Annotated in this window: 18 protein-coding genes; 7 read left to right on the top strand and 11 right to left on the bottom strand. The window is 64.3% G+C overall.

Features of this window, described 5'->3' with window-relative positions:
- Positions 1–38: 38 nt before the first annotated feature.
- Together ACFX5Q_RS08625 and ACFX5Q_RS08630 are read left to right on the top strand one after the other, a co-directional pair.
- Positions 39–656 (top strand): DUF922 domain-containing Zn-dependent protease, encoded by a 618-nt coding sequence (locus ACFX5Q_RS08625; protein WP_404277008.1) that lies wholly within the window; start codon positions 39–41, stop codon positions 654–656.
- A gap of 233 nt (positions 657–889) precedes the next feature.
- Positions 890–2,368 carry an MDR family MFS transporter gene (locus ACFX5Q_RS08630; protein WP_404277009.1) on the top strand — a complete coding sequence of 493 codons (1,479 nt, stop codon included), beginning with the start codon at positions 890–892 and terminating at the stop codon, positions 2,366–2,368.
- Positions 2,369–2,382: 14 nt separating this feature from the next.
- Here the strand turns inward: ACFX5Q_RS08630 and ACFX5Q_RS08635 are convergent, their stop codons facing one another.
- The 3 genes from ACFX5Q_RS08635 to ACFX5Q_RS08645 form a co-directional block, all read right to left on the bottom strand.
- A complete protein-coding gene (locus ACFX5Q_RS08635; protein ID WP_006206097.1) occupies positions 2,383–3,411 on the bottom strand; it encodes an NAD(P)/FAD-dependent oxidoreductase in 1,029 nt (342 codons plus the stop codon).
- 92 nt (positions 3,412–3,503) lie between these two features.
- A complete protein-coding gene (locus ACFX5Q_RS08640) occupies positions 3,504–3,824 on the bottom strand; it encodes a 2Fe-2S iron-sulfur cluster-binding protein (protein ID WP_006206096.1) in 321 nt (106 codons plus the stop codon).
- A 101-nt stretch (positions 3,825–3,925) separates the two neighbouring features.
- Positions 3,926–4,294 (bottom strand): Hpt domain-containing protein, encoded by a 369-nt coding sequence (locus tag ACFX5Q_RS08645; RefSeq protein WP_006206095.1) that lies wholly within the window; start codon positions 4,292–4,294, stop codon positions 3,926–3,928.
- A gap of 287 nt (positions 4,295–4,581) precedes the next feature.
- Here ACFX5Q_RS08645 and ACFX5Q_RS08650 point away from each other — a divergent pair, with 287 nt between their 5' ends.
- Positions 4,582–10,719: a kinesin gene (locus tag ACFX5Q_RS08650; RefSeq protein WP_404277011.1), complete on the top strand. Its 6,138-nt coding sequence runs from the start codon at positions 4,582–4,584 to the stop codon at positions 10,717–10,719.
- Between the two features lie 68 nt (positions 10,720–10,787).
- Here ACFX5Q_RS08650 and ACFX5Q_RS08655 read toward each other — a convergent pair whose 3' ends face one another.
- From ACFX5Q_RS08655 to ACFX5Q_RS08675, 5 genes are read right to left on the bottom strand one after another with little or no spacing between them, the layout of a single operon-like run.
- Positions 10,788–11,108, bottom strand: coding sequence for a DUF6968 family protein (locus ACFX5Q_RS08655; protein ID WP_404277012.1), 321 nt, complete (start codon positions 11,106–11,108; stop codon positions 10,788–10,790).
- Between the two features lie 51 nt (positions 11,109–11,159).
- Complete coding sequence (locus tag ACFX5Q_RS08660) at positions 11,160–11,870, bottom strand: ABC-type transport auxiliary lipoprotein family protein (protein WP_404277014.1); 711 nt, start codon at positions 11,868–11,870, stop codon at positions 11,160–11,162.
- A complete protein-coding gene (locus ACFX5Q_RS08665; protein WP_404277015.1) occupies positions 11,848–13,221 on the bottom strand; it encodes an MlaD family protein in 1,374 nt (457 codons plus the stop codon). The genes ACFX5Q_RS08660 and ACFX5Q_RS08665 overlap by 23 nt, the downstream gene beginning before the upstream one ends.
- 14 nt (positions 13,222–13,235) lie before the next feature.
- Positions 13,236–14,048 (bottom strand): ABC transporter ATP-binding protein, encoded by an 813-nt coding sequence (locus ACFX5Q_RS08670; RefSeq protein WP_192178897.1) that lies wholly within the window; start codon positions 14,046–14,048, stop codon positions 13,236–13,238.
- Position 14,049: 1 nt separating this feature from the next.
- Complete coding sequence (locus tag ACFX5Q_RS08675) at positions 14,050–15,237, bottom strand: ABC transporter permease (protein ID WP_404277017.1); 1,188 nt, start codon at positions 15,235–15,237, stop codon at positions 14,050–14,052.
- A 76-nt stretch (positions 15,238–15,313) separates the two neighbouring features.
- Here ACFX5Q_RS08675 and dgcA point away from each other — a divergent pair, with 76 nt between their 5' ends.
- Positions 15,314–16,297, top strand: a complete 984-nt coding sequence (dgcA, locus tag ACFX5Q_RS08680; RefSeq protein WP_404277019.1) for an N-acetyl-D-Glu racemase DgcA — start codon at positions 15,314–15,316, stop codon at positions 16,295–16,297.
- Here the strand turns inward: dgcA and ACFX5Q_RS08685 are convergent.
- Both ACFX5Q_RS08685 and ACFX5Q_RS08690 read right to left on the bottom strand, forming a co-directional pair.
- Positions 16,268–17,482 (bottom strand): MFS transporter, encoded by a 1,215-nt coding sequence (locus ACFX5Q_RS08685; RefSeq protein WP_404277020.1) that lies wholly within the window; start codon positions 17,480–17,482, stop codon positions 16,268–16,270. The two genes, dgcA and ACFX5Q_RS08685, sit on opposite strands and share 30 nt — an antisense overlap.
- A 125-nt stretch (positions 17,483–17,607) precedes the next feature.
- On the bottom strand, positions 17,608–18,423 hold the full coding sequence (locus tag ACFX5Q_RS08690; protein WP_081482303.1) for a UDP-2,3-diacylglucosamine diphosphatase: 816 nt from the start codon (positions 18,421–18,423) through the stop codon (positions 17,608–17,610).
- A gap of 121 nt (positions 18,424–18,544) precedes the next feature.
- Here ACFX5Q_RS08690 and ACFX5Q_RS08695 point away from each other — a divergent pair, with 121 nt between their 5' ends.
- The 3 genes from ACFX5Q_RS08695 (at position 18,545) to ACFX5Q_RS08705 (ending at position 23,133) form a co-directional block, all read left to right on the top strand.
- Positions 18,545–19,324 carry an SDR family oxidoreductase gene (locus tag ACFX5Q_RS08695; RefSeq protein WP_404277023.1) on the top strand — a complete coding sequence of 260 codons (780 nt, stop codon included), beginning with the start codon at positions 18,545–18,547 and terminating at the stop codon, positions 19,322–19,324.
- Positions 19,325–19,484: 160 nt separating this feature from the next.
- Entirely contained in the window at positions 19,485–21,809 is a 2,325-nt protein-coding gene (locus tag ACFX5Q_RS08700; RefSeq protein WP_404277025.1) for an NADP-dependent malic enzyme, read from the top strand.
- Between the two features lie 130 nt (positions 21,810–21,939).
- On the top strand, positions 21,940–23,133 hold the full coding sequence (locus ACFX5Q_RS08705) for a DUF2865 domain-containing protein (protein ID WP_404277027.1): 1,194 nt from the start codon (positions 21,940–21,942) through the stop codon (positions 23,131–23,133).
- On the opposite strand, the gene gltX is transcribed toward ACFX5Q_RS08705, so the two are convergent.
- Positions 23,051–24,424, bottom strand: a complete 1,374-nt coding sequence (gene gltX, locus ACFX5Q_RS08710; protein WP_404277028.1) for a glutamate--tRNA ligase — start codon at positions 24,422–24,424, stop codon at positions 23,051–23,053. The two genes, ACFX5Q_RS08705 and gltX, sit on opposite strands and share 83 nt — an antisense overlap.
- Between the last annotated feature and the right edge of the window lie 94 nt (positions 24,425–24,518).

Here is a 24,518-nt window from a genome sequence, read left to right on the forward strand (position 1 = left end):
GCACGGCCGTAACGCAAGGTGGCTAAAGAGGCAACCTGATGAAACAACACCTCCTCTGCGCCCTGATGCTCGCCTTGACCGCCTTGCCGGCGGGTGCGGCCAATTTGGTCAAGACCTACAGCTACTTCGCCATTGGCGGCCGCACGCTCGACGATATCGAAAAGCAGCTTTCGAAAAACGGACCGCAGGTGAAGAGCACCGGGTCTAGGCATCCCGGCGCCACGCAAATGGCGTTCACCACCCGCGTCAGCTATGCGGAAAAGCCGGGCTCCTGCCGCATCGCCGACGCCATAGTGACCGTCAAGGTCAAGGTGATCCTTCCGGAATGGCGCCGTTCGCGCAAGGCAGGCCCGGATGTGCGGCTGTTCTGGGACACGTTGTCGGCCGACATCAAGCGCCACGAGGAGCGCCATGTCGAGATTGCCAAGAACCATGGCAAGCAACTCGAGGATGCGCTGAAGGCGAGCTATCCGCAAAAGACCTGCGCGGCGGCAAAGGCGAAGGCGGCCGCGATTACGGCGGCTGAACTCGCCGCGCATGACCAGGACCAGCTGCGGTTCGATCGCGTCGAGAGCGTCAATTTCGAAAGCCGCATCCTGCGGCTCTTGCGCTACCGGATCGAGGGCATCGAGAAAGGCCGGTTGCCGCCGGCCTGATTTTCGCCCGGTGATGAGCGTAAACGACGCAAGCCAATTTCGCCGAAGCATAGTGCCAGGCCGGAAAAACTTTCGAGCCCCTGTCGAAATCGGCCTATACGGAACGACATATGTCAGGTTCGCAGCGCGGAACCCTCGAAGCACGAGATAACCAATCGACGCGGCAGACGCACCGGACCGGCCAGGCCGGCCGCCCACGGCAGCGCGCCGCACACCCATGAAAGACCAGGACAATGGACCAGGCTGTCGACAGACTGACGATGGGAGCGGCATTGCCGCTGACGGAAACCGAGAAGAACGCCATCATCGGCGGCGTTCTCCTGTCGATGCTGCTGGCGGCTCTTGACCAGACCATCGTCGCGCCGGCCCTGCCGACCATTGCGCACGCGCTCGGCCATGCCGAATATCTGCCATGGATCGTCACGGCCTACCTCCTGACCGCGACCGCCATGGCGCCGCTCTACGGCAAGATCTCCGACGTCTACGGGCGTCGCCCGACCATCTATGCCGCGATCCTCATCTTCCTCATCGGATCGCTGGTCAGCGCCATGGCTCCGAATATGCTGGTGCTGGTGGTCGGCCGGGCGATCCAGGGTGCCGGCGGCGGCGGCCTGTTCGCCCTGACGCAAACGGTCATCGGCGACCTCGTGCCGCCGCGCGAGCGGGCGCGCTATGCCGCCTGGATCTCCGGGACATGGGCGGTCGCCAGCATCGCCGGGCCGCTGCTCGGCGGCACCTTCGCCGAGCACCTGCACTGGTCCTTGATCTTCTGGATCAACATCCCGCTTGGCCTGCTGGCGATGGCGATCATCAACAGGCCGCTGAAGAAGCTGCCGATTGCCGCCAAACGCCATCGCATCGATGCGCTCGGCGCGCTGCTGCTTGTGGTCGCCACGGCATTGCTGCTGCTGGCGCTGAACTGGGGCGGCAGCGCCTACCCTTGGCTATCGCGCGAAATCTTCGGGCTTGTCGCTTGCTCGGCGGCTTTCTGGGGCGCTTTCGCGCTGCGCCTGCTGCGGGCGGCCGAACCGCTGATCTCGCTCGAAGTGCTCGCCAATCCGATCGTTCGGGCCGGCACGCTGTCCATGTTCCTGTTGCAGGCCGCCAATATCGGCCTGGCCGTCTACCTGCCAGTCTACCTGCAATCGATCGTCGGCCTCTCGGTCAGCCAGTCGGGTACCGCCATGCTCGGGCTGCTGCTCGGCACCGTCGCAGGCGCAACGTTCAGCGGGCGCATGATCCCGCGCTTTGTCCACTACAAGCGAATCGCCATGGTCGGCGTGACCTTCGCCATCCTGTGTCTGGGATTGCTCAGCTTCGTCGCCGGACATGCGTCCCTGCTGGTGGTCGAGCTGCTGACGATGGCAATCGGGCTTGGCACGGGCACGACATTTCCTGTCGCCACGGTCTCGGTGCAGAACGCAGTCGACCGCATGCATCTCGGCGTCGCCACCGGTGTGCTGACCTTCCTGCGTTCGCTGGGCAGCGCGCTCGGCGTCGCCATGCTTGGCGCCGTCGCTCTCGGATACGGCTTGCCGCTTGCCGAGGAAGGCACGCTGACCGCTGGCCAGGTCACCTCGGTGATGCCGTTCGTGATGATCTTCCTGGTCGCGGCCGTCACGCTGGTGCTGGCGTTGGCCGCACTCGCGCTGATGCCGGAAAAGCCGCTACGCGGCCGCGACGAAGCCGCGGCGCCAGTGCTGGCGGAATAAGGCCTCAGCAACCCTCAGTCGTGAACACCGAGCTTCTTCTGCAGGCTGGTCGACGAAGTGGTGTACTGGAACACGATGCGCTCGCCTGGGCTGACGATGCGCTTGGCAGCCTGCGCCATCAGCGCCACCTCGTGAAAACCCGACAGGATCAGCTTCAGCTTGCCGGGGTACCAATTGATGTCGCCGATGGCGAAGATGCCAGGTACCGAGGTCTGGAATTTTTCGGTGTCGACCGGGATCAGGTTCTCATGCAGGTTGAGCCCCCATTCGGCGATCGGTCCGAGCTTCATGGTCAGGCCGAAGAAGGGCAGCATGCGCGTGCATGGCACCTCGACGTCACCGTCGGGTCCCTTGATGATCGCGGATGAAAGCTGGCCGTCGGCGCCCGTCAGGCCGGTGACCTGGCCGACCTGGAAGTCGAGTTCCTTCATCTCCTGCATGGCATACATCTTGTTGACGCTGTCCGGTGCAGCCCGGAATTCCGGGCGCCGGTGGACAAGCGTCACGCTCTTTGCCACCGGCTGCAGGTTCAGCGTCCAGTCGAGTGCGGAATCGCCGCCGCCGACGATGACGAGATCATGGCCGCGGAAATCCTCCATGCGGCGCACCGAATAGAAGACGCTTTTGCCCTCATAGGGTTCTATGCCCGGAATGGGCGGTCGCTTGGGTTGGAACGAGCCGCCGCCGGCGGCGATCACCACCACCTTGGCCTCGAACACCTCGTTCTCGTCGGTGGTGACGCGGAAGCTGCCGTCCTCGAGCTTTTCGAGGCTGGAGACCATGCGGTTGTAGGTGAAGTCCGGCTTGAACGGGTGGATCTGCTCGAGCAGCTTGTCGACGAGGCCCTGCGCCGTGATCAGCGGCCAGCCGGGAATGTCGTAGATCGGCTTTTCCGGATAGAGCTCGGCGCATTGGCCGCCGGGGCGGTCGAGAATGTCGATCAGATGGCACTTCATGTCGAAGAGGCCGAGCTCGAACACGGCGAACAGGCCGACCGGCCCTGCCCCGACAATGAGTACGTCCGTCTTGATCGTCTCGGTCATGCCATGTGCCTTGTTTCGGAAACCGCGCGACACTGCATGAGCATGGGCTCGCTGCCAAGCGGCCAAGGCAAAAATCGATTGGAGCGGGAAAATCAGCCCTGGCGGGCGGGAACGCGCACGACCAAACCGTCGAGTGCATCGCGGACTTTGATCTGGCAGGACAGTCGCGAGTTGGGCTGTACCTCATAGGCGAAGTCCAGCATGTCCTCCTCCATCGCCTCCGGCTCGCCGACCTCAGCCGTCCAGGCCTCGTCGACATAGACATGGCAGGTCGCGCAGGCACAGGCGCCGCCGCATTCGGCCTCGATGCCGGGCACGGCATTGCGGATCGCATTTTCCATGACGGTCGAGCCGTTTTCGGCGTCCACGTCGAATTGTGTGCCGTCATGGGCAATGAAGGTCAGCTTGGTCATTTGTCACCTGAAGGGAGTTCCAGCCGAGATAATCACTTGGCCGGACAAGTCAACTGCGGCGCGAAAGCGCCGCTTCGTGACGTTTTTTTGGAGAGCTGCGCTTATCGGCTAATGGCGGCGATGAAATCGCGTACTTCCTCGATCAGCACGCCAAGCCGCCCGAGGGTTTTGACGTCCTCCGGCTGCCCCTCGATGGCTGCGGCGCAATCGGCGATGGCGAAGGCCCCCACCCCGCGCGCCGAGCCTTTCAGCCCGTGCGCCAGAAGCAGCCTTTCCTTGACGTCGGCTTCGAGGATCTTGTCGCGTACGGAAAGTGCCTGCTGCACGAACAGCGCCAGCACCTCCTGTTCAAGACCGCGATCGCCCATCGTCTGGCGCGCGAGATGAGCAAGATCCACAGGCCGCGACCGGGCCGTTCCCGACACATCACCGCCGGGCATGGAAAAGGCAATGCCGCTTTCGCCGCGCATGGGAATTGCAGCTCCTTGATGTTTGACTGGCCGGGAAATCTAGGCCATTCGCGTAGCTAACGGGTTAATGATTGGCCCGGAAAAATGTTGCGATGGAGGCGGCGAAATCACGTCTGCGTTAACCCTATATTTAAAGTTTTACGTATCGCGAGGAATGCAGGTTTTCTTTACCCCTGTGTGTCATTACGATACGAGGGTCCATTTTCAGCCTCCTGCACGGGATAAGAGAAGCCAGAATCAGGCCAAAATCAGAAGTCCCTCGGCAGCTAGTACAGGGTAGCGAAGGCATGGCGAAGAAACCAACGACGACACGTAATCTCGACAGCGACGTAGCCAGGGAACTTGAAAAAGCGCTCGACCTCGATTTGAGCGGAGATGGCGACGGCGGCCTCGATATGGCGGCGTCGATGGAAGATCTGGAAGCGCAGATTTCGCAGGCGGCGGACGAACTGGCGCGCGAAGGGCGCGGCCAGAAAGCCGAGCCGGTGGTCAATCAAAGCCAGACCGCCAATCTGAACCAGACCGCAAATCTGAGCCAGAACGGGAATCTGAGCCAGAACGGAACGCCTTCGGCCACGACCAAGCCGGCCGAGCTGCGCCCGGTGGAAAACCGCAACGGCACGCAACCGGCGGGCTTCACACCCGCCAATGACGACCGCCAGAAGGACTACCGGACGCTTCTGCACGGCCTCAACCGGCGCGCATCGAGCACGATCTATTGGGTGGTGGCGTTCATTTCGCTGGCCTGGATCGCCGGTGCCGGCGGCCTGGCGAACCTTTTGTTCGGCTCGAGTATCTGGAAGATCCGCACTTTCGACCAGTTCTTCGCTCGCCCCGAGCTGATCGGCCTGGCGGTCGCCGCGATCGTTCCGATCATCCTGTTCTGGGCCTTCGCGGCCATGGTGCGCCGCGCCCAGGAAATGCGCATTGCCGCGCAATCCATGACGGAAGTGGCGTTCCGCCTCGCCGAGCCGGAAAACCTTGCCCAGGATCGCGTCATGATGATCGGCCAGGCCGTTCGCCGCGAAGTGGCGGCGATGGGCGAAGGCATCGAGCGCACGCTTGCGCGCGCCGTCGAGCTCGAGACGCTGGTCCACAGCGAAGTGAACCAGATCGAGCGCTCCTATTCCGAGAATGAAGCGCGTATCCGCTCGCTGGTCGACGGGCTCGGCAGCGAGCGCGAGGCGGTCGTTACCCACGCCGAGCGCGTGCGCGCCTCGATTGCCGGCGCCCATGAGACGCTCCGGGACGAAATCGGCTCGGCCAGCGACATCATTCGTGACAGCATCCTCAATGCCTCGACCAAGCTGTCGATGACGATCACCAATTCCGGCGACACGCTGATCGACAGGATCAACGAAAGCTCGATGTCGATCTTCGATTCGGTCGAAGGCCGTCTCGATACGATCACCGACAAGCTGTCGACCTCGGGCGAGGCCTTCGCTTCGCTGCTCGATACCCGCATCGCCAAGCTGACGGACACGACCGACGGCCTTACCCGCTCGCTGACCGACCTGCTCGACGACCGCACCACCGGCATGGTGTCGCTGCTCGGCGGTGCCGCGCGCACGCTGAGCTCCGAATTCGAGGCCAGCCTCGACGGCATCGAACGTACCCTTGCCGAACGCGGCCAGGCGCTGATCAGCGAATTCCAGACCCGCGCCGAGGCGCTGGACACCGGTACGCAGAAGCTCAATGCCGCGCTCGAGGCCCGCGCCCGCCAGATCAACGAGACGCTGGTCGAGCGCGCGCGCGAAATCGCCCATACCTTCGCCGAGAGCAAGGACGCGCTGTCGTCAATGATCGATCAGGGCAAGACCCAGATCGGCGCCGACATGGCCGACATCATCTCGTCAACCTCGTCGATGCTCGAAGCCCGCGCCAGCGATTTCGCCGGCCGCATGGAAGCGGCCCGGCACGTGGTTTCGCGCTCCTTCGACAGCGATATCCAGCGGCTTGCGGACGCCCGCGTCGGCATCGAGGAAGCCGTCGAGAACCACAGCCGCAAGCTTGCCGAGAGCCGCGACCGTATGGCCGAGGCCATGCAGGCGGACCTCGCCAGGTTCGCGGAAGACCGCGCCGGCATCGACGACGCCGTGACCAACCAGGTGCAGAAGCTGGCGGAAGGCCGCAGTCTCATTTCGCGCGCGCTGGAAGAGGATCTGCGCAAGGTCAACGAATCGCGCGCCGCCATCGACGCCTCGCTGGGCAGCCATCTCGAACAGCTCGAGGAAGGCCGCAACCGGCTTACCCAGGCTTTGAATGATGACTCCAACAAACTCGTGCAAGCTCGTACGATCATTGATGAAATGGTTGCCGGGCACGTCGGGAAACTCGCCGAAGGCCGCAGCATTCTTTCGCGTGCCCTGGAAGCTGACCTCGGCAAGCTGGCCGACAGCCGCGCCAGCATCGACGGTCTGGTCGCCGGCCAGGTCGAGAAGATCGCCGAGGGCCGCTCGGTCCTCGCAAAGGCTTTGGAGACCGACATTATCGGCATCAAGGGCTTGATCGAGACCCATTCCGCGAAACTCGCCGAGGACAGGAGCGAACTCAGCCGTTCGCTGGAAGGCGATCTGTCGGGCATCAGGAACCTGATCGAGGGTCATTCCGTCAGGCTCGCCGACGACCGCAGCCTACTATCGCAGACGCTCGAGGCCGACCTTGCCAAGCTGGCGGAAGGCCGCTCGTCAATCGACGGGCTGGTCGCCGGCCAGGTCGAGAAGCTGGCCGAAGGCCGCGATATCCTCAAGCGCGCCCTGGAAGCCGATATCAATACGATCAAGGGCGCCATCGCGGGTCATTCAGAGCAGGTGGCGGAAGAGCGCAGCCAGCTTTCGAAGGCCCTGGAAGCCGATCTGCAGAATGTGAACAGCCTGATCGCCGATCATACGAACCGGCTTGTCCAGGATCGCTCGACGCTGTCGAAGGTCGTCGAGGACGATCTGCGGAATGTGAGCGGCATCATGGACGACCACACGAACAGGCTGTTCCAGGATCGCTCGACTCTGTCAAAAGCGCTTGAGGACGATCTCGCCAAGCTGGCGGAAAGCCGCTCCTCGATCGACGGGCTGGTTGCCGGCCAGGTCGAGAAGCTGGCCGAAGGCCGCGATATCCTCAAGCGCGCGCTGGAGGCCGATCTCAACACGATCAGGAACGCCATCACCGACCAGTCGCAGAAGCTGACCGAAAACCGTTCGGAGTTCGCACGGGTGCTGGAAGCCGATCTGGAGAATGTCAACGGCCTCCTCCAGAGCCACTCCGACAGGCTGGCGCAGGACCGCTCGACGCTGTCCAAGGCCCTGGAAGACGATCTCGCCAAACTGGCGGAAAGCCGCTCCTCGATCGACGGGCTGGTCGCCGGCCAGGTCGAGAAGCTGGCCGAAGGCCGCGATATCCTCAGGCGAGCGCTCGAGGCGGACCTGCAGAAGATCGCGACCAGCCGCGGCGAGGTCGACGACATCATCGCCGGGCATGTCGGCAAGCTGGCCGAAGGCCGCGACATGCTGGCTCGCGCGCTGGAAGACGATCTCGCCAAGCTCGCCGACACGCGCAAGGACGTCGACCGCTCCCTGTCCGGCCACATCGACCAGATCGCCGCCAGAAGCACGGACATCTCCGCGGCAATCGCCTCCGACGTCGAAAAGATCGAGCAGGCGTTCAGCCGCCAGACCGGCATCATCGAGGAGCGTGCCGGAACCATGGAGCGCGCGCTGTCGACCGGCGTCGACAGTGTTCGCAGCGTGCTGGAAAAGAGCGCCGTCTTCGTCGCCGGCCAGTTGCGCGAGAAGGTCATGGAAGTCACCAGCGCCCTGCACGAGCAGGCCGGCCTCGCCTTCAGCGACGCCGACCGCAAAATCGCCGAGCGCGCCGAGCAGACCTCTGCCGCCCTGCTCGCCAGGGCCGAGGACATCGCTCACGCCTTCGAGGAGGCGGATCGCCGCCTGCATGCGCGTGCGGAAGATACCACCAGTGCGCTGCTTGCGCGTACCGAGGACACGACCAGCGCGCTGCTTGCCCGGCACGACGAAACTTCGAACTCGCTGCTGGCTCGCGCCGAGGCGACGGCCGAACAGCTGGCCGCTCGTGCCGGCGAGATCGCCGGCACTTTCGACGCGGCGGACCAGAAGCTGGTTGCCCGCGCTGTCGAAACGGCGCAGTCGCTGGCGGCTCGCGCCGGTGATATCCTGCGCAACTTCGAAGGCGCCGACCAGCGGCTGAGCATGCGTATCGGCGAATCGGCCGAAGCGCTGGCAGCACGCGCCACGGACCTTGGCCGCATCTTCGATGCCGCCGACCAGCATCTGCTCTCGCGCATCGCCGAAGGGTCGGAAGCGCTGTCGTCGCGTGCATCCGAGATCGCCCGCATCTTCGACGATGCGGACCAGCGCCTGGTGTCGCGCATCGCCGACAGCAGCACTGCGATCGGCGGGCACGCCGAGACCATTGTCGGCGCCTTTGCCAGCACCGAGCAGCGCGTTGCCGACCGTGCACGCCAGACCGGTCAGGACCTGGCCGTCCATGCCCGCGAGATCGAGCAGGCGCTGGCCGGCGCCGACGAGCGCCTGGCTTCGAGCGCGGCGGCGGCAGCCGCCCGTGTCGAGGAACAGGTCGCCGGCGTCGAGAACCGCCTCGCCCACACGGCTGAAACGATGGGCCAGAAGCTCAATGAGCAGATTTCGGGTGCCGAGGCGCAGCTCATCTCGCGCGCCAACGTGATCGCCGAAACCTTCACCGCGGTCGGTCAGCATATCGGCCAGAGCACCAACGACGCGGCCAAGACCATCGGCGCCAACACCCGCGAGCTCAATACCATGCTCGCGGCGCGGTCGGCCGAAATGTCGAGGATCCTCGACGAGACGGCCCGGCCGCTGGTCGAACGCTTCGCCCAGGGCGGCTCGGAACTGCAAAAGAGCATGGAAGAGGTCACCGAGCGGGCGACCGAGAAGCTGCGCAGCGAAAACGCGGCCCTCGTCAACGCGCTCGCCAGCCGCACGGCCGAGACCTTGTCGGCGGTCGAAGGCGCGCGTTCGACGCTCGCCGAAAGCGTCGCCGATCTGATCGGCCGCATGAGCACCTCCAGCGCGCAGCTCGGTCAGCTGATCGACCAGGCAGCGCTCAATCTCGGCCAGGTCGACGAACGCCTTACCGGCAGCACGCAGAGCTTCGCGGCAACGACGGAAAAGGCCGCACAGACCTTCGCCAGCTCGGCACGCCTGGTCGATTCGAACACGACGCGGCTCACTGAACTGTCGTCCGCCACCTTGCGCGAGGTCGCCTCGATCGCCACCAAGTTCGACGAGCACAGCAGGCTGCTGTCTTCCGCTTCGGACCTGCTGAGCTCGGCCCAGAGCAACCTGGAGCACACGCTGGAACGGCAGTCTTCGCTGGAGGATCTCGCCGTCGGCCTGGTCAAGAAGTCGGAAGACCTCGAGAAGGTGATGCGGTCGTTCGAGAACCTGGTCGGCCAGACGATGCAGAATGCCGAGGGGCGGACGATGGAATCGGCGGAGAAGATCCGCACCGCCATTGCCGATGTCGTCGATTCAGCAACCAAGCGCTTCGCCGACGCCACCGAGGAGATGCGGCGTACGGCCGGCTCGATCAAGAGCGAGCTCGACCTGACCCGTGCCGAACTCAAGAAGGGCGTCATCGAGATGCCGGAAGAGGCCAAGGAATCGACCTCGGCCATCCGCCGCGCCGTATCCGAGCAGATCAACGCGCTCAAGGAACTGTCGGACATCGTTGCGAAATCGGGCCGCGGTAGCAGCGACAGCTCGGAGCAGCGCAACCTGCGCCCCGCGCCTCAGACGCCCGTTGCGCGTGCGCCTGAGCCACAGCGCCGTCCGCCGGCGCCGCAGCAGCCGGAGCGTCCGGCGCCTCAGGTGCCGCTGGGCGGTGCAACGCTGCGCGGCACGCTCGATCTCGAGCGCCCCGCCGAGGCGGGCCCGCGTCGCGACCCCAATGGCCGCACGCCACAGGGCGGCTGGGTGCGCGACCTGCTCACCGGCGCATCGCGTGAGGAGGATGCGAGGCCTGCCGTGCCCGCGGAACGTTCCGCTCCGGCCCAGCGCTCGCCGCTTCACGTCATGGAGTCGCTGAACTCGCTGTCCGTCGACATTGCGCGGGCGATCGACCACGACGCGTCGATCGAGCTGTGGAACCGCTACAGGCGTGGCGAGCGTGACGTGTTCACGCGGCGCCTCTATACGCTGAAGGGCCAGCAGACCTTCGACGAGATCCGCCGCAAGTATCAGACGGAGGCAGAGTTCCGCGCCGCTGTCGACCGCTACTGCGACGATTTCGAGAAGCTGCTCAAGGACGTGTCGCGCAACGACCGCGACAACATCATGGCGCAGACCTATCTGACGTCGGACACCGGCAAGGTCTACACCATGCTGGCGCACGCCAGCGGCCGCCTGCACTGAGCGGCGGATAGAACAAAGGAAGCGAAAAAGGCGGGAGATCTCCCGCCTTTTCTTTCGGACGGCAGCGTTCAGAAGCCGCCCTCAGAATCCCAATCACGAATTGAATTGGCTACGGGTAATCCAAGGCTTTGTTGATCGAGCCATGACACTTGGCGTCCGTTGCTTTCGCGAGCGGACAACAGGTCAGCATGCGCCATTTGCATTGCAAGCAGCAGCGCTTGCACCTCATCAATGCCGCAAGCTTTTCGGGAGCGTGGGCCTTCCGCCCACCCTATTTCGTATCGGCATTGGAAGTCTCGCCCCTCCTCGGCTTCTGGCTGGGAGAAACGGCACGTTACCTCCCTGCCATCGACCAAGAATGTTCTTTGAACGAAACCGACAGCAGCCATGCATAACTCCTCAGAACAGCGGTGGCTTGTCTGGGCATCGCGCTCGGCGGTTCAGATCACCGAATCGGTCCAGCGCACGATGTCCCTCGCCGCCTGGCCGAAGGCGCTGTCCAAAGCGTCGACATAGGCGGGGTTGCCGCTGCCGGAGACCGGGGCGGACGCGGTGAAACTCTTGGAGGCACGCACCTCGCCGTTGCGGTCGTTGAGGATGCGCACAAACAGGTCGACCTCGGCGTGCTCGCCACCATCGACCCGGACCTCGAAGGAGCGGACCTCGACGATCACCTGATAGTCGATCGCCAGGCCCTCGCCCGGCTTGCCGACGCCGGCGAAGCTGCCGGAGCGCTGGAATGTCTCGGCGAGCCTCGCCTGCACGATCAGTGGCAGCCGGTCGGCCCATTGCGCGCCCTTGAGATACTGGATCGAGCGGTCCGACGGCTTGATGACGATGTTCTGGCTGTCCAGCGCCTTGAGCGCGGAGGGCTGGGCGATCAGGATCTGGCGGCGGCTGCGGCCATGCGCGTCGATCGACGGCGCCGAAAGTTCGAACGTATCGAGCGGCGCAGGCTTGCCGCCAAGTGCTGCGCAACCGGCAAGCGTCAGCGCAAGCAGTGCCGCAGCCGATGTCAACCCGCCTGTTCTTACCCACACCGACTTCACGCGCGATCCCCGTTGTCCCCGGATCGTAAGATCAACCCGCAATTGCGGTCTATGTTCTTGCGGTGGACGGACGCCGAAGTCAACGCCGCACCCTGCCGTCATATTGCCGGACCTCGCCCTCGCCGCCCGACAGGATCCGCTGCGGATTGCGGCTGAGATCGGTCACGGCCTCCTCGATGCGGTTGATCGAGCGGCGGCTGTCCTGGACCAACGCCTCAACATCCTGCAGACCCTGGCCCGAGAAACGCGCCAGATTGTCGGTGATAGTGCCGAGGCGGGCATTGAGCGTATCGGCGACCTGCTTGAACGACTTCAATGTATTTCTGGCATCGGCCATCACGCCGTCGGCCTGGCCCGAGCCGAGCAAGGTGTCGACCCTGGCCAAGATGCCGTCAACGCGCACCGAGGCATCGTTGAGGCGCTGTGCCAGTTGCTTGGCGTCCTTGATGGTCTGGTCGATATCGTCGCTTCTGTCGGCGATCCTGTCGGTCACCTTGGCGATGTCGGCGGCGGCCTTGTCGGCACTTTCGCTGGCTTTCTGGATATTGGCGAGCGCCGTGCGCACCTCTGCCGGATCGATGCCGTCGAGAACGCCATTGACCTTGTCCAGCGTACCTTGCGTCTTCTGGGCGAAGTTGTTGATCGACCCGACCGCCGTGTCGACGTTCTTGAGCACACCGTCGAACTGCTTCGAGGTTTCCTTCAGATTGCCGGTGACCGTATCGACATTGGCGACGATGCTCTTGATCTGGTCCTTGTCGACCGCGTTGAGCAGACCTTCCGCGGCCTTCAGCGTGCCGTCGAGCTTGCCCGACACGCCCTGCAGCTCATCCGACAGCGAACTGACGCTGGCGAGGAACTTGTCGATGCCATCGGAATTCTTGGCCAGCGCATCGGAGAATGTCTGCGCGTTCTTGACGGTCTGGGTCAGCGGACCGCGAACGTCTTGGGTGAAACCTTCCAGATTCGAAAGCACCTTGTCGGCGCGGGTGAAGATGTCCTGCGCGGTCTGCAGCAGGTTGGTCACGGCGGATGGGTTGGCGACGATCTCGGCGACCCGGCCTTCCTTTTCGGCCTGGTCGAGCAGCTTGACCTCCTTGGGGTCGGCGCCCTTGAGCTCGATATTGGCCTGGCCGGTCAGGCCGGCAAGCCCGATATCGGCCTGCGTCGACTTGGTGATCGGCGTCACGCGGTCGATTTCGGTGTCGGCGATGGCGACGGTCGGGTTGTCGACATCGATATAGACGCGCTTGACGTCACCCACCTTGACGCCGTTGAACAGCACGAAGCTGCCGCGCCCGAGGCCCGAGGCCGAGCCCGGAATGCGCACGCGCAGCACCGCCGTCTCGCCCCTGTCACCGATCGCAGCGGTCCAATAGACGAAGGCGAAGGCCGCGAGGATCGCTGCCAGCGTGAAGATGCCGACAATGACGTAGTTGGCTCTGGTTTCCATTGCCCCACTTATGGCTATGCGCGCGCCGCAAGATCAAGTTGGCGCGCGCGTTTTCCGCGGAAATAGGATTTCACCCACGGCTCCTCGCTCTTCAGCATGTCGTCGATCGTGCCTTGGACCAGCACCTTCTTCTTGCCGAGCACGGCAACGCGGTCGCAGGCGGTAAACAGCGTGTCGAGGTCGTGCGTGACCATGTAGACCGTCAGATCCATTGTGTCGCGCAGCTTGACCACCAGTTCGTCGAATTCGGCCGCGCTGATCGGGTCAAGGCCGGAGGTCGGCTCGTCGAGGAAGACGATGTCCGGGTCGAGCGCCAGCGCGCGCGCAAGGGCTGCGCGCTTGATCATGCCGCCGGAAAGCTCGGAGGGGAATTTCTGCGCCGCGTCCGGCGGCAAGCCGACCAGTTCGATCTTCAGCAAAGCCAGCTCGTCCATCAGCTTTTTCGGCAGGTCGAGATATTCGCGCATCGGCACCTGCACATTCTCCTGCACCGTCAGCGCCGAAAACAGCGCGCCGTGCTGGAAAAGCACGCCAAGGCGCATGTCGATGCGCAAGCGCTCGATGTCGCTCGCCTTCTGGACATCGACCCCGAACAGCTTGATCGTGCCCGACTGTTTGGGAGTCAGGCCGAGGATGGTGCGCAGGAGGACCGACTTGCCCGCACCCGAGGCGCCGACGAAGCCGAGGATCTCGCCACGCCGGATGTCGAGCGAGAGCTTGTCGAGGATGAGCTTGTCGCCGAAGGAGACGGTGATGTCGTGCGCCGACAGCACGATATCGCCCTCGTCCCTATTCTCCCCGACCTTGGCCTCAGTCCGCGTCGCCATGTCAGAACTCGATCGCCGCGTAGAACATGGCGAAAAGCCCGTCGAGGATGATGACGACGAAGATCGACTTCACCACCGAGGCGGTCACATGCTGTCCCAGCGATTCGGCGCTGCCACCCACCTTCATGCCTTCAACGGAGGCGATGGTGCCGATGATCATGGCCATGAACGGCGCCTTGATCAGGCCGGCAAAGATGGTGCTGAGATCGATGGCGACGCGCAGACGGTCGATAAAGGCGGCCGGGGGAATGTCGGAATAGAGCCAGGCAGCGGCGATGCCGCCGCCGAGCGCCGCGAAATTGGCGATGATGGTCAGGCAAGGCAGGGCGATCACCAGGGCGACCAGGCGCGGGAAGACCAGCACGCCGATCGGGTTCAGTCCAATGACCTTCAGCGCATCGACTTCCTCGCGCATCTTCATGGAGCCGATCTCGGCGGTGATCGCGCTGCCGGAGCGGCCGGCGATCATGATCGCGGTCATCAACACGCCGAGCTCGCGCAGGATCAGCACGCCGACGAGGTCGACGACGAAGATGTCGGCGCCGAAATAGCTGAGCTGGTAGGCGCCCTGCTGGGCGACGATGGCGCCGACGATGGCCGACATGAGCACCACAACCGGGATGGCGCCGACGCCCATGCGATCGATCTGGTTGAAGATCGCGGCCGGATTGACGGCATGGCCGCGGCCGAGCTTCATCTGCGCGCCGCGGATGGTGGCGCCGAGGATGTTCATCGACGACAGGAAATCGTCGCGCATTTCATAAACGCGGCGGCCGACCGCCTCGAGCGCGCGGATAATGATGTTGGGCGGCCCGGCCGCTCCCGATTCGGGCTCTCGCCGGACGGCGTCGCCGACGGCGCCGAGCAGGATCGAAGCGATCTCGCTCTGCCCTTCCAATTTGACTTCGACGCCCTTCTTCTCGAAAGCGCTGACCAGGCGATCGATCAGCCAGGCGCCGGCCGTGTCCATCTTTTCGATGTGCGAAAGATCTAGCGCCAAAGTCTTGAAACCGCTGCGCTTCTCGATCCGGCGCATCTCCGCGTCGACCAGCGCCACGGTGCGCGTCGTCCAGGTTCCGGAAAAGGCGCAGCCGAGAACGCCGCCCTCCTCGCCTACGGCGATGCGCGGCTGGCCATTTGGCTCCTTGGCGGCGGTGCCGCTTGCGTCGCGTTTGCCGATGGTCAACATGGCGTCCTGTTTAGCCTGCCGGAACCAGCCTGTCATTTGCCGGCATGCCGTTGTCGCATAGCCTGAGAAGAAAAATATGGCGCGTGTCATTTCGGTCGAATCCGAGCGTTTTCCCATCGCCGTCACCTTCACCATTTCACGCGGGTCCAAGACGGAAGCCGAAGTCATCACCGTGACGATCGGCGAGAACGGCCATATCGGGCGCGGCGAATGCGTTCCCTACAGACGCTATGGCGAGACCATGGAGGGCGTGCGCGAGGCGATCGAGGCTATGCGCGAGAGGATCGCCGACGGAATCAGTCGCGCTGCTTTGCTTGATGTGATGCCGGCAGGAGCTGCCCGCAACGCCATAGATTGCGCGCTCTGGGATCTGGAAGCAAAGGCAAGCGGCAAGCCTGTGGCAGCCAGCATTTGCAAGGCTCCGTTGCAAGCACTCGAGACGGCTTACACGTTGTCTCTCGGTGAGCCGGAGGCGATGGCGGCGCAGGCGCGCGCCAATGCCGCAAGACCGCTGCTCAAGGTCAAGATCGGCGGCGACAATGATATCGCCCGCATTCGTGCCGTGACGGAAGCGGCGCCGGACAGCCGCATTATCCTCGATGCCAATGAGGGCTGGACCGATGAGAATATCGTCGAAAACCTCGCATTCGCCGCCGCGCAGCGCATCGCGCTGATCGAACAGCCGCTTCCCGCCGGCCGTGATGGTATTTTGCGGCACATCGCGCATCCGGTACCGATCTGCGCCGACGAGAGCGTGCACGAGGCCAAGGACCTCGAAGCGTTGGTTGGTCTCTACGACGCCGTCAACATCAAGCTCGACAAGTCGGGCGGCCTGACGGAGGCGCTGGTGCTGCGCGACCGGGCCCGCAAGCTCGGCTTCGGCGTCATGGTCGGCTGCATGGTCGGCACGTCGCTGGCGATGGCGCCGGCCGTCTTGCTGGCCCAAGGCGCCGATTTCGTCGATCTCGACGGCGCGCTGCTGCTGGCCCGCGACCGCGAGCCCGGCCTCGTCTACGAGGGGTCGCTGGTCTCACCCCCTGACAGGGCGCTTTGGGGCTGAGCGCGCGGCGAGCCCGATCAGCACCAGTCCGATGATGGCGATCGGGATCATGGCCAGAAAGCCGTCGACGCCGAGGCGGTCGTAGAGTGGGCCCGACGCCAGCGTGACCACGGCCATGAAGAAGCCGTTGAAGAAATAGGCGATGCCTTGCGCAGCACCCGTGCGCTCTTCGGAGACGGTTTCGCCGATCATCTTCTGCAGGCCGATCAGAACCATCGCCACCGACACTGAATGCAGCGTCTGGACGCCGAAGAAGCCGGCGACGCCAAGGCCAAGCGGCCAGATCAGTGGAAAGGCGATCCAGCGCACGATCGAGCCGATGCCGGCGATCACCATGACCTGGACGACGGAAACGGAGGCGAAAATGCGGTTGAAAAACAAAAACATGCAGACCTCGGCGACCACGCCCCAGGCCCACAGCAGCCCGACGACCGAATCGCTGATGCCAATCGATTTCCAGTAGATCGACACGAAGCCGTAGAGAAAGGCATGGCTGGCGGTGATGATGCCGACGCCGAAGGTGAAATAGAGAAAATAGGCATTGAGCAGCTTTGGCGCCGAATGCTGGATGTCGGTGGCCGAAAGCGGCGAAGCGCGGCGCGGACGGCCAAGGCGCGGCGCCAGCAATCCGGCCAGAAGCGCCGCGGCAAGGGCAACGAAGATGATCGCCGGCACGGCCTTGGGGCCGGTCCAGGCCAGGATGAAGCCGCCGGCGATATTGGCGCAGAGATAGGAGATCGAGCCCCATTTGCGCATGGCAGTGTAGTTGGAGCCGAACCGGCGCACGCCCGAAAGCGCCAGCGAATCGGCGATCGGCGAATGCGGCGTCCAGACGATGGTCAGCGCCAGCGATACCGCGAGCACCATGGCGTAGGTGGGGTTAAGGAAATAGCCGGCGGAAATGACCATGGTGGCGGCGACGAGCACGACATAGACATTGGCGCGGTCCTTCGCCCGGTCGGCCAGGGCGGTGAGCAGCGGCGTCGTCAGCACGCGCAGGAACATCGGCGCGGCCAAAATGACCGCGATCTGTTCGGCATGGAAACCCTCGGCCTGCAACCACAGCGGGAAATAAGGCAGATGGGTGCCGAGTGAAACGAACAGCGTGAAGAAGATCAGGGTCATGCGCAATTCGAAATGGCGCGGCTTGACGAGCTGTTCGGGTGAAAGCGGCGGCAGTGACATGAATCGATCCAATTACGCCGCGTTCTACCAGACGGCCAGCAGCGCAATCGACCATTAACATGGAGAAAAACCGGGCGAAACCGGTTGGACTAATCGATTAATCCCAGAGCCGGAAACCGCCTAGCCTAGGCCGCTTCGACCACCCGGTCCTCGATGAGCATCGGAATGAACGGTTCGTCCGGGGCCTCGGGCAGGACTTTGGCCCAGTGCAGGATTTCCATCCGGCCGTCGAAATGCTCGACCACCGCCGTGCAGCTTTCCACCCAGTCACCGGTGTTGATGTACTGCACGTCCTCGTAGTTCTCGATCGCGGCATGGTGGATGTGGCCGCAGATGACGCCGTCGACATGCGAGCGGCGCGCTTCCTCCGTCAGCATGGTCTGGAACGAGCCGATAAAGTTCACCGCCTTCTTGACGTTGACCTTGGCCCAGGACGAAAACGACCAGTAAGGCAGGCCAAGCAACTGGCGAAGCCGCGTCACCACCCTGTTGACGAGCATGGCTGCGTCATACGCGTAGTCGCCGAGATAGGCCAGCCAGCGCGCATTGTGGACGACGGTGTCGAACTGGTCGCCATGGATGACCAGCAGGCGCCTGCCGTCGGCGGTCTCGTGGATGGCACGGTCGGCGACGACGATGCCGCCGAAATGCACGCCCTGGAACTGGCGGGCGAACTCGTCGTGATTGCCGGCAATGTAGGTGATGTTGGCGCCCTTGCGCGCCTTGCGCAGCAATTTCTGCACAACGTCATTGTGGCTCTGCGGCCAGTGCCAGCTGCGCCTCAGGCGCCAGCCATCGACAATGTCACCGACGAGATAGATGATATCGGCGTCGTGATGACGCAGGAAATCGATCAGGAAGTCGGCCTTGGCCGCCTTCGAGCCGAGATGGACGTCGGAGATGAACATGCTGCGGAAAGTGCGGGGCTCTGGGCCAGACATCAGATCGTCACCGTTGCTTTCGCGCAGCCTATGCCCCGATTCATGCAACAACCGTATGACGGTTGCGATTGGTCCAGCTGAAGAGCTAGCGTGCCGCGCTTGATCAGAGGAGAAAATCACCATGGATCTCGGCATTCGCGGCAAGAAGGCGATCGTCTGCGCATCAAGCAAAGGACTTGGGCGCGGCTGCGCCATGGCGCTGGCCGAGGCCGGCTGCGATCTGGTGGTCAACGGCCGCAATGGCGAGCTGCTGGCCAGGACCGCCCAGGACATCCGTGATCGCTACGGCGTCAAGGTGACCGAGATCCTCGGTGACGTCTCGAAGCCCGAAGTGCAGAAGGCGATGCTTGCCGCCTGCCCCGATCCCGACATCCTCGTCAACAACAATGGCGGCCCGCCGCTGCGCGACTTCCGCACGCTCGACCGCGAGAAGATCCTCGAAGGCGTCACCCAGAACATGGTGACCCCCATCGAGCTGATCCAGGCGGTCATCGACGGCATGGCGGCGCGCGGCTTCGGCCGCATCGTCAACATCACCTCGCTGTCGGTCTATGTGCCGATCCCCGGCCTCGATCTGTCGTCCGGCGCGCGCGCCGGCTTGACCTCGTTCCTGGCCGGCGTGGCCCGCACCGTGATCGACCGCAACGTGACTATCAATAGCATGCTGCCCGGCAAGCTCGACACCGACCGGCTGCGCGGCCCGCATGAAGCCGGGACGCCGGAAGACCCGGCGGCGGCGGCCGCGCGCAAAGCCCGCATCAGCGCCGACGTGCCGGCCAAGCGGCTCGGCACGCCGGAGGAGTTCGGCCAGATCTGCGCCTTCCTGTGCTCGGTTCATACCGGCTACCTGACCGGGCAGAACATTCCGGTCGATGGCGGCCTCTACGTCAGTGCATTCTGACGCAAGGTCCGGCTTTCTCGCAGGATCTCAACACAAAAGATTGCAATAGCTCAGTCTTTTCGACCTTGACCCTTTCCTTCGCGCTTGCGTCATTTGGCGTCGCGAAAAACCGATGCCGCATGCTAAAAGGCAGCGAAGCAACATCGCAGGGAGGGCCGGTATGGACAGCGAGAACAAGAAGACGGCCCGGTCGGACCTCGACGAGGCCGCACTCTACTTCCACAAGCACCCGACCCCCGGAAAGCTCGAAATCCAGGCGACGAAGCCGCTCGGCAACCAGCGCGACCTGGCGCTTGCCTATTCGCCCGGCGTCGCCGCCCCTTGCCTCGAAATCCGCGACAATCCGGCAACCGCCGCCGACTACACGGCGCGCGCCAACCTGGTCGGCGTCGTCTCCAACGGCTCGGCGGTGCTTGGCCTCGGCAATATCGGCCCGCTCGCCTCCAAGCCTGTCATGGAAGGCAAGGCGGTGCTGTTCAAGAAATTCGCCGGCATCGACGTGTTCGACATCGAGATCGACGCGCCCGGCATAGAGCGCATGGTCGAGACGATCTCGGCGCTGGAGCCGACCTTCGGCGGCATCAACCTCGAGGACATCAAGGCGCCCGAGTGCTTCGAGGTCGAGGAACAGCTCAAGGCCCGCATGGGCATACCGGTGTTCCACGACGACCAGCACGGCACGGCGATCATCGTCGCCGCCGCGGTGCTCAACGGGCTGGAATTCGCCGGCAAGACCATCTCCGACATCAAGATCGTCACCTCGGGCGCTGGTGCCGCCGCTCTGGCCTGCCTCAATCTGCTGGTCTCGCTCGGCGCCAAGGTCGAGAACATCTGGGTCACCGACCGTTTCGGCGTCGCCTATAGGGGACGCACGGACGAGATGGACCGCTGGAAGGATCCTTATGTGAAGGATACTGCAGCGCGAACGCTGGCCGATGTGATTTCGGGCGCCGATGTCTTCCTCGGCCTGTCGGCCGCCGGCGTGCTGAAACCGGAACTGCTGCAGCATATGGCACCGAAGCCACTGATCCTGGCGCTGGCCAACCCCAATCCGGAGATCATGCCGGAGGCCGCGCGGGCGGCGCGGCCCGACGCGATGATCTGCACTGGCCGTTCCGATTTTCCCAATCAGGTCAACAACGTACTGTGCTTTCCTTACATTTTTCGTGGAGCCCTGGACTGCGGCGCCAGCGCCATCAATGAAGAGATGAAGATGGCGGCGGTGCGGGCGATCGCCGCACTCGCCCGCGAGGAACCGTCCGACGTCGCAGCGCGCGCCTATTCGGGCGAGACGCCGATCTTCGGACCCGATTTCCTGATCCCCTCGCCCTTCGACCCTAGGCTGATCCTGCGTATCGCGCCGGCGGTCGCCAAGGCGGCCTGCGACACCGGTGTGGCGACCAGGCCGATCACCGACTTCGCCGCCTATATCGACAAGCTGAACCGCTTTGTCTTCCGCTCTGGCCTGGTGATGAAGCCGGTGTTCTCGTCGGCCAAGGCGTCGAGCTCCAAGCGCGTCATCTATGCCGAGGGCGAGGACGAGCGCGTGCTGCGCGCCGCCCAGGTGGTGCTGGAGGAAGGCATTGCCGAGCCAATCCTGATCGGCCGTCCGCACGTCATCGAAGTCAGGCTGAAGCGCTATGGATTGCGCATCAAGCCGGGCGTCGATTTCGGCCTGATCAACCCCGAGGACGATCCGCGCTACCGCCACTATGTCGACCTGTTGATCGAGCTTGCCGGCCGGCGCGGCGTGACGACGGAAGCCGCACGCACCATGGTGCGTACCGACAACACGGTGATCGCAGCCCTTGCGCTGAAGCGCGGCGATGCCGATGCCATGGTCTGCGGTCTCGAAGGCCGTTTCGAGCGGCATCTGCGCAACGTCACCCTGATCATCGGGCCACGCGCGGGCATCAAGGACCGGGATCTGTCGACGCTGTCGATGCTGATCTCGCAGCGCGGCATCATCTTCCTCACCGACACGCATGTCTCGGTCGACCCGACGGCGGAAGAGATCGCCGAGATGACGGTGCTCGCGGCGGAGGAGATCCAGCGCTTCGGCATCGAGCCCAAGGCAGCACTTCTGTCGCATTCGGATTTCGGCTCGCGCGATTCACCGAGCGCGCTGAAGATGCGCCAGGCGGCGGCGATCCTGGCGCGCATCGCGCCGGAGCTCCAGTGCGACGGCGAGATGCATGCCGATTCGGCGCTGTCGGAGCATTTGCGCCAGCGCGTCTATCCGCATTCGCGGCTGAAGGGCGAAGCCAATCTGTTGGTGTTTCCGAACCTCGATTCGGCCAACATCACGCTCACCGCACTGCGCGCCATGATGGATGCGCTGCATGTCGGGCCGATCCTGCTCGGCACCGACAAGCCTGCACACATATTGACGCCTTCGGTGACCTCGCGCGGCGTCGTCAACATGACCGCGCTCGCCGTGGTCGAGGCGGCGCACAAGGCACAGGCTGTCGTCAATCTGGGCTAAGGCCGCATTTGGCGGTAGGCTGCCGTCACGTTTGGTTGCAGATTCGATTGCGTTTGGTCGCAGACTAAGGCGCGGTTAACCGCGGTCGCGTTAGTTTCGTGGCGAACAGGCAAGCGGAGTTTTGGGGCACATGGCGGGCGCAGGGTTGAGGCTGACGCACCTTGCCGCGCTGCTTGGCGCGCTCGCGGCATCGGTCGTTGGCGTCACCGAGCCGCAAGCCGCCTCGCGCGCCTGCCGCCAGCTCGAAGCCCAGCTTGCGGCCGCCTCGAATGGTGGCGGTGGCAAGCCGGGCCTGATCCGCAAATATGACGACGCCATCACCCGCCAGCGCCAGCAGCTGGCCAAGGCGCGGGGACAGGCCAGCAGTGCCGGCTGCGGCTTCTCGCTGTTTTCCCGCAGCGTCAGCGAATGCGCCGCACTCAACGCCACCATCGATCGCATGAATGCCAATCTCGACGCCTTGCAGGCAAAGCGCGGGCGGCTTGCCGGCGGCGGAACGCGACGCGACCGCAGCCGTATCCTCGCGGCGCTCGACGCCAATGGCTGCCGTGAGGCTCCGCGGCGCGCGCCGATCCAGGAAGCGGCCCGCGAAGGCGGCAACGGCAACCTGTTCGACCAGCTTTTCGGCGGCAGCGGCCATCTCGAAGCGCTCGAGCAACCCGACTATCCGGACGAAGAGCGAGCAATACGCCGGGTGATCAACCAGCCCGACGGCATGGACCTGCCGCGGCTGAGCGGCGAGTACCGCACCATGTGCGTGCGTACCTGCGACGGCTATTTCTTCCCGATGTCGAACGCCGCCTCGCTCGGCGACTTCGAGCGCGACCAGAAGAACTGCGAATCGAGCTGCCCCGGCACCGAGATGCAGGTTTTCTACACCCGCGGCATGGATGAGGATTCGGCGAACATGACATCGTCGGTTACCGGCAGGCCCTATAGCGAAATGCCAACGGCCTATCTCTACAAGCAGACCAATATGCCCAGGCCGCCGGCCTGCGGCTGCAATGCTCAGGCTGGGAATTTCGAGATCATCGCCGGCAATCCGCCAAGCCCGGAACAATCCGTCCCCGATGCGACGACCACGCCGTTCACTCCGGTGCCGGCCAACAAGCCGGATCCGGGCGCCGATCCCGAGACGCTCGCCAATGCAGAGGGCGGGCTCGACCGCGACACGATCAAGCGTATGGCCGAAAAGCCCGCCACCTCGCCGGTCTCGGCGTTGCCGCCAGACCAGCGCAAGGTCAGGGTCGTCGGGCCAGCGTTCCTTCCCGACCCAGCAGGGGCAATAGATCTGCAAGCTCCGGCCCGGAAGGCTGTCCAGTAAGGGCGAGCCTTAGCGGCATGAACAGCGCCTTGCCCTTGCGGCCCGTCACCTCCCGGATCTTGCCGGTCCAGTCCTTCCAGACGGTGCCGTTCCACGGCTCTTCCGGCAACAGGTCGAACGCCTCACGCAGGAAGTCGCGGTCTTCGCCGGAAAGCTCCGGCGGCTCCTCCGGCCCCTCGCCGAGGATGCGCCACCATTGAACCGCATCGGCCAGCCTGTCGAGATTGCCGCGCACCGCCAGCCAGAACGGCTCGGCCTTGTCGCCGGAGACGCCGAGCACGATCAGCCGGTCGCGCGCCTCGGAGTACGGCATGTTGTGAATCAGTGCCCGATTGAGCACGAAGAGTTCGTCCGGATCGAATTTCGCCGCTGATTTCGAGGTCGCGGCCGGATCGAAATGCCCCGCAAGCTCGGCCAGGTCAGGCATGGTGGCGACATTTTCGGAGGTGCCGACCAGCACGGCCAGCGAGGCGACGGCCATCGGCTCGATGCCGTCCTCGCGCAGGCTTTCGATCGACAGCGCGCCGGTGCGCTTCGACAGCCCCTCGCCCGACGCCGTTGTCAGGAGATTGTGGTGGCCGAAAACCGGCGGCGCGGCCTCCAGCGCCTGGAACAGGGCGATCTGCACACCGGTGTTGGTGACATGGTCGTCGCCGCGGATGACGTGGGTGACGCCCATCTCGATGTCGTCGACGACGGAAGGCAGCGTATAGAGATAGGTGCCGTCCTCGCGCAGCAGCACCGGATCGGACAGCGAGGCGAGGTCGACGGTCTCCTCGCCGCGCACCAGATCGTTCCAGTGGATTTCGGTGCGTTCGGGCTGCAGCGGATCGCTGGTGAAGTTCGGCAGGAGGAAGCGCCAGTGCGGCTTGCGGCCGTCAGACTGGTATTCGGCCACCTGCTCCGGCGTCAGCGTCAGCGCCTCGCGGCCATAGACCGGCGGCAGGCCGCGCGTGCGGCGCACCTTGCGGCGAAGATCGAGCTCTTCCGGCGTTTCGTAGCAGGCATAAAGCACGCGCGCCGCCTTCAGCCGCTCGACCGCCGCATCGTAGATCTCGACGCGCCGCGACTGGTACTCGGTGACATCGGGGAAAATCCCCAGCCAGTGCAGGTCGTAAAGGATGGAGTCAGCGAACTCCTGCGTCGAGCGGGAGATATCGGTGTCGTCGAAGCGCTGGATGAAGCGGCCCTTGTTGTTCAAGGCGAACAGCCAGTTGAACAGCGCGGTGCGCGCGTTGCCGATATGGATGCGGCCGGTCGGCGATGGGGCGAAACGGACGGTAACTGTCATGAGCGGGGCGTAGCGGATGCTTTTCTAGTTGACAAGACGCGCCCCCGCGCGACGGGCAGACATAGAACATAGAGGGCTAAATGAAAAGGCGGTG

It is taken from the genome of Mesorhizobium sp. IMUNJ 23033 (assembly GCF_044778005.1).
Taxonomy (GTDB): Bacteria; Pseudomonadota; Alphaproteobacteria; order Rhizobiales; family Rhizobiaceae; genus Mesorhizobium; species Mesorhizobium amorphae_A.

What these genes read in the sequence shown, in the direction of transcription:
- ACFX5Q_RS08625 (WP_404277008.1), top strand. Translation starts at nt 39, where the DNA reads ATGAAACAACACCTCCTCTGCGCCCTGATGCTCGCCTTGACCGCCTTG.
- ACFX5Q_RS08630 (WP_404277009.1), top strand. Translation starts at nt 890, where the DNA reads ATGGACCAGGCTGTCGACAGACTGACGATGGGAGCGGCATTGCCGCTG.
- ACFX5Q_RS08635 (WP_006206097.1), bottom strand. Translation starts at nt 3,411, where the DNA reads ATGACCGAGACGATCAAGACGGACGTACTCATTGTCGGGGCAGGGCCG.
- ACFX5Q_RS08640 (WP_006206096.1), bottom strand. Translation starts at nt 3,824, where the DNA reads ATGACCAAGCTGACCTTCATTGCCCATGACGGCACACAATTCGACGTG.
- ACFX5Q_RS08645 (WP_006206095.1), bottom strand. Translation starts at nt 4,294, where the DNA reads ATGCGCGGCGAAAGCGGCATTGCCTTTTCCATGCCCGGCGGTGATGTG.
- ACFX5Q_RS08650 (WP_404277011.1), top strand. Translation starts at nt 4,582, where the DNA reads ATGGCGAAGAAACCAACGACGACACGTAATCTCGACAGCGACGTAGCC.
- ACFX5Q_RS08655 (WP_404277012.1), bottom strand. Translation starts at nt 11,108, where the DNA reads ATGGCTGCTGTCGGTTTCGTTCAAAGAACATTCTTGGTCGATGGCAGG.
- ACFX5Q_RS08660 (WP_404277014.1), bottom strand. Translation starts at nt 11,870, where the DNA reads ATGACGGCAGGGTGCGGCGTTGACTTCGGCGTCCGTCCACCGCAAGAA.
- ACFX5Q_RS08665 (WP_404277015.1), bottom strand. Translation starts at nt 13,221, where the DNA reads ATGGAAACCAGAGCCAACTACGTCATTGTCGGCATCTTCACGCTGGCA.
- ACFX5Q_RS08670 (WP_192178897.1), bottom strand. Translation starts at nt 14,048, where the DNA reads ATGGCGACGCGGACTGAGGCCAAGGTCGGGGAGAATAGGGACGAGGGC.
- ACFX5Q_RS08675 (WP_404277017.1), bottom strand. Translation starts at nt 15,237, where the DNA reads ATGTTGACCATCGGCAAACGCGACGCAAGCGGCACCGCCGCCAAGGAG.
- dgcA (WP_404277019.1), top strand. Translation starts at nt 15,314, where the DNA reads ATGGCGCGTGTCATTTCGGTCGAATCCGAGCGTTTTCCCATCGCCGTC.
- ACFX5Q_RS08685 (WP_404277020.1), bottom strand. Translation starts at nt 17,482, where the DNA reads ATGTCACTGCCGCCGCTTTCACCCGAACAGCTCGTCAAGCCGCGCCAT.
- ACFX5Q_RS08690 (WP_081482303.1), bottom strand. Translation starts at nt 18,423, where the DNA reads ATGTCTGGCCCAGAGCCCCGCACTTTCCGCAGCATGTTCATCTCCGAC.
- ACFX5Q_RS08695 (WP_404277023.1), top strand. Translation starts at nt 18,545, where the DNA reads ATGGATCTCGGCATTCGCGGCAAGAAGGCGATCGTCTGCGCATCAAGC.
- ACFX5Q_RS08700 (WP_404277025.1), top strand. Translation starts at nt 19,485, where the DNA reads ATGGACAGCGAGAACAAGAAGACGGCCCGGTCGGACCTCGACGAGGCC.
- ACFX5Q_RS08705 (WP_404277027.1), top strand. Translation starts at nt 21,940, where the DNA reads ATGGCGGGCGCAGGGTTGAGGCTGACGCACCTTGCCGCGCTGCTTGGC.
- gltX (WP_404277028.1), bottom strand. Translation starts at nt 24,424, where the DNA reads ATGACAGTTACCGTCCGTTTCGCCCCATCGCCGACCGGCCGCATCCAT.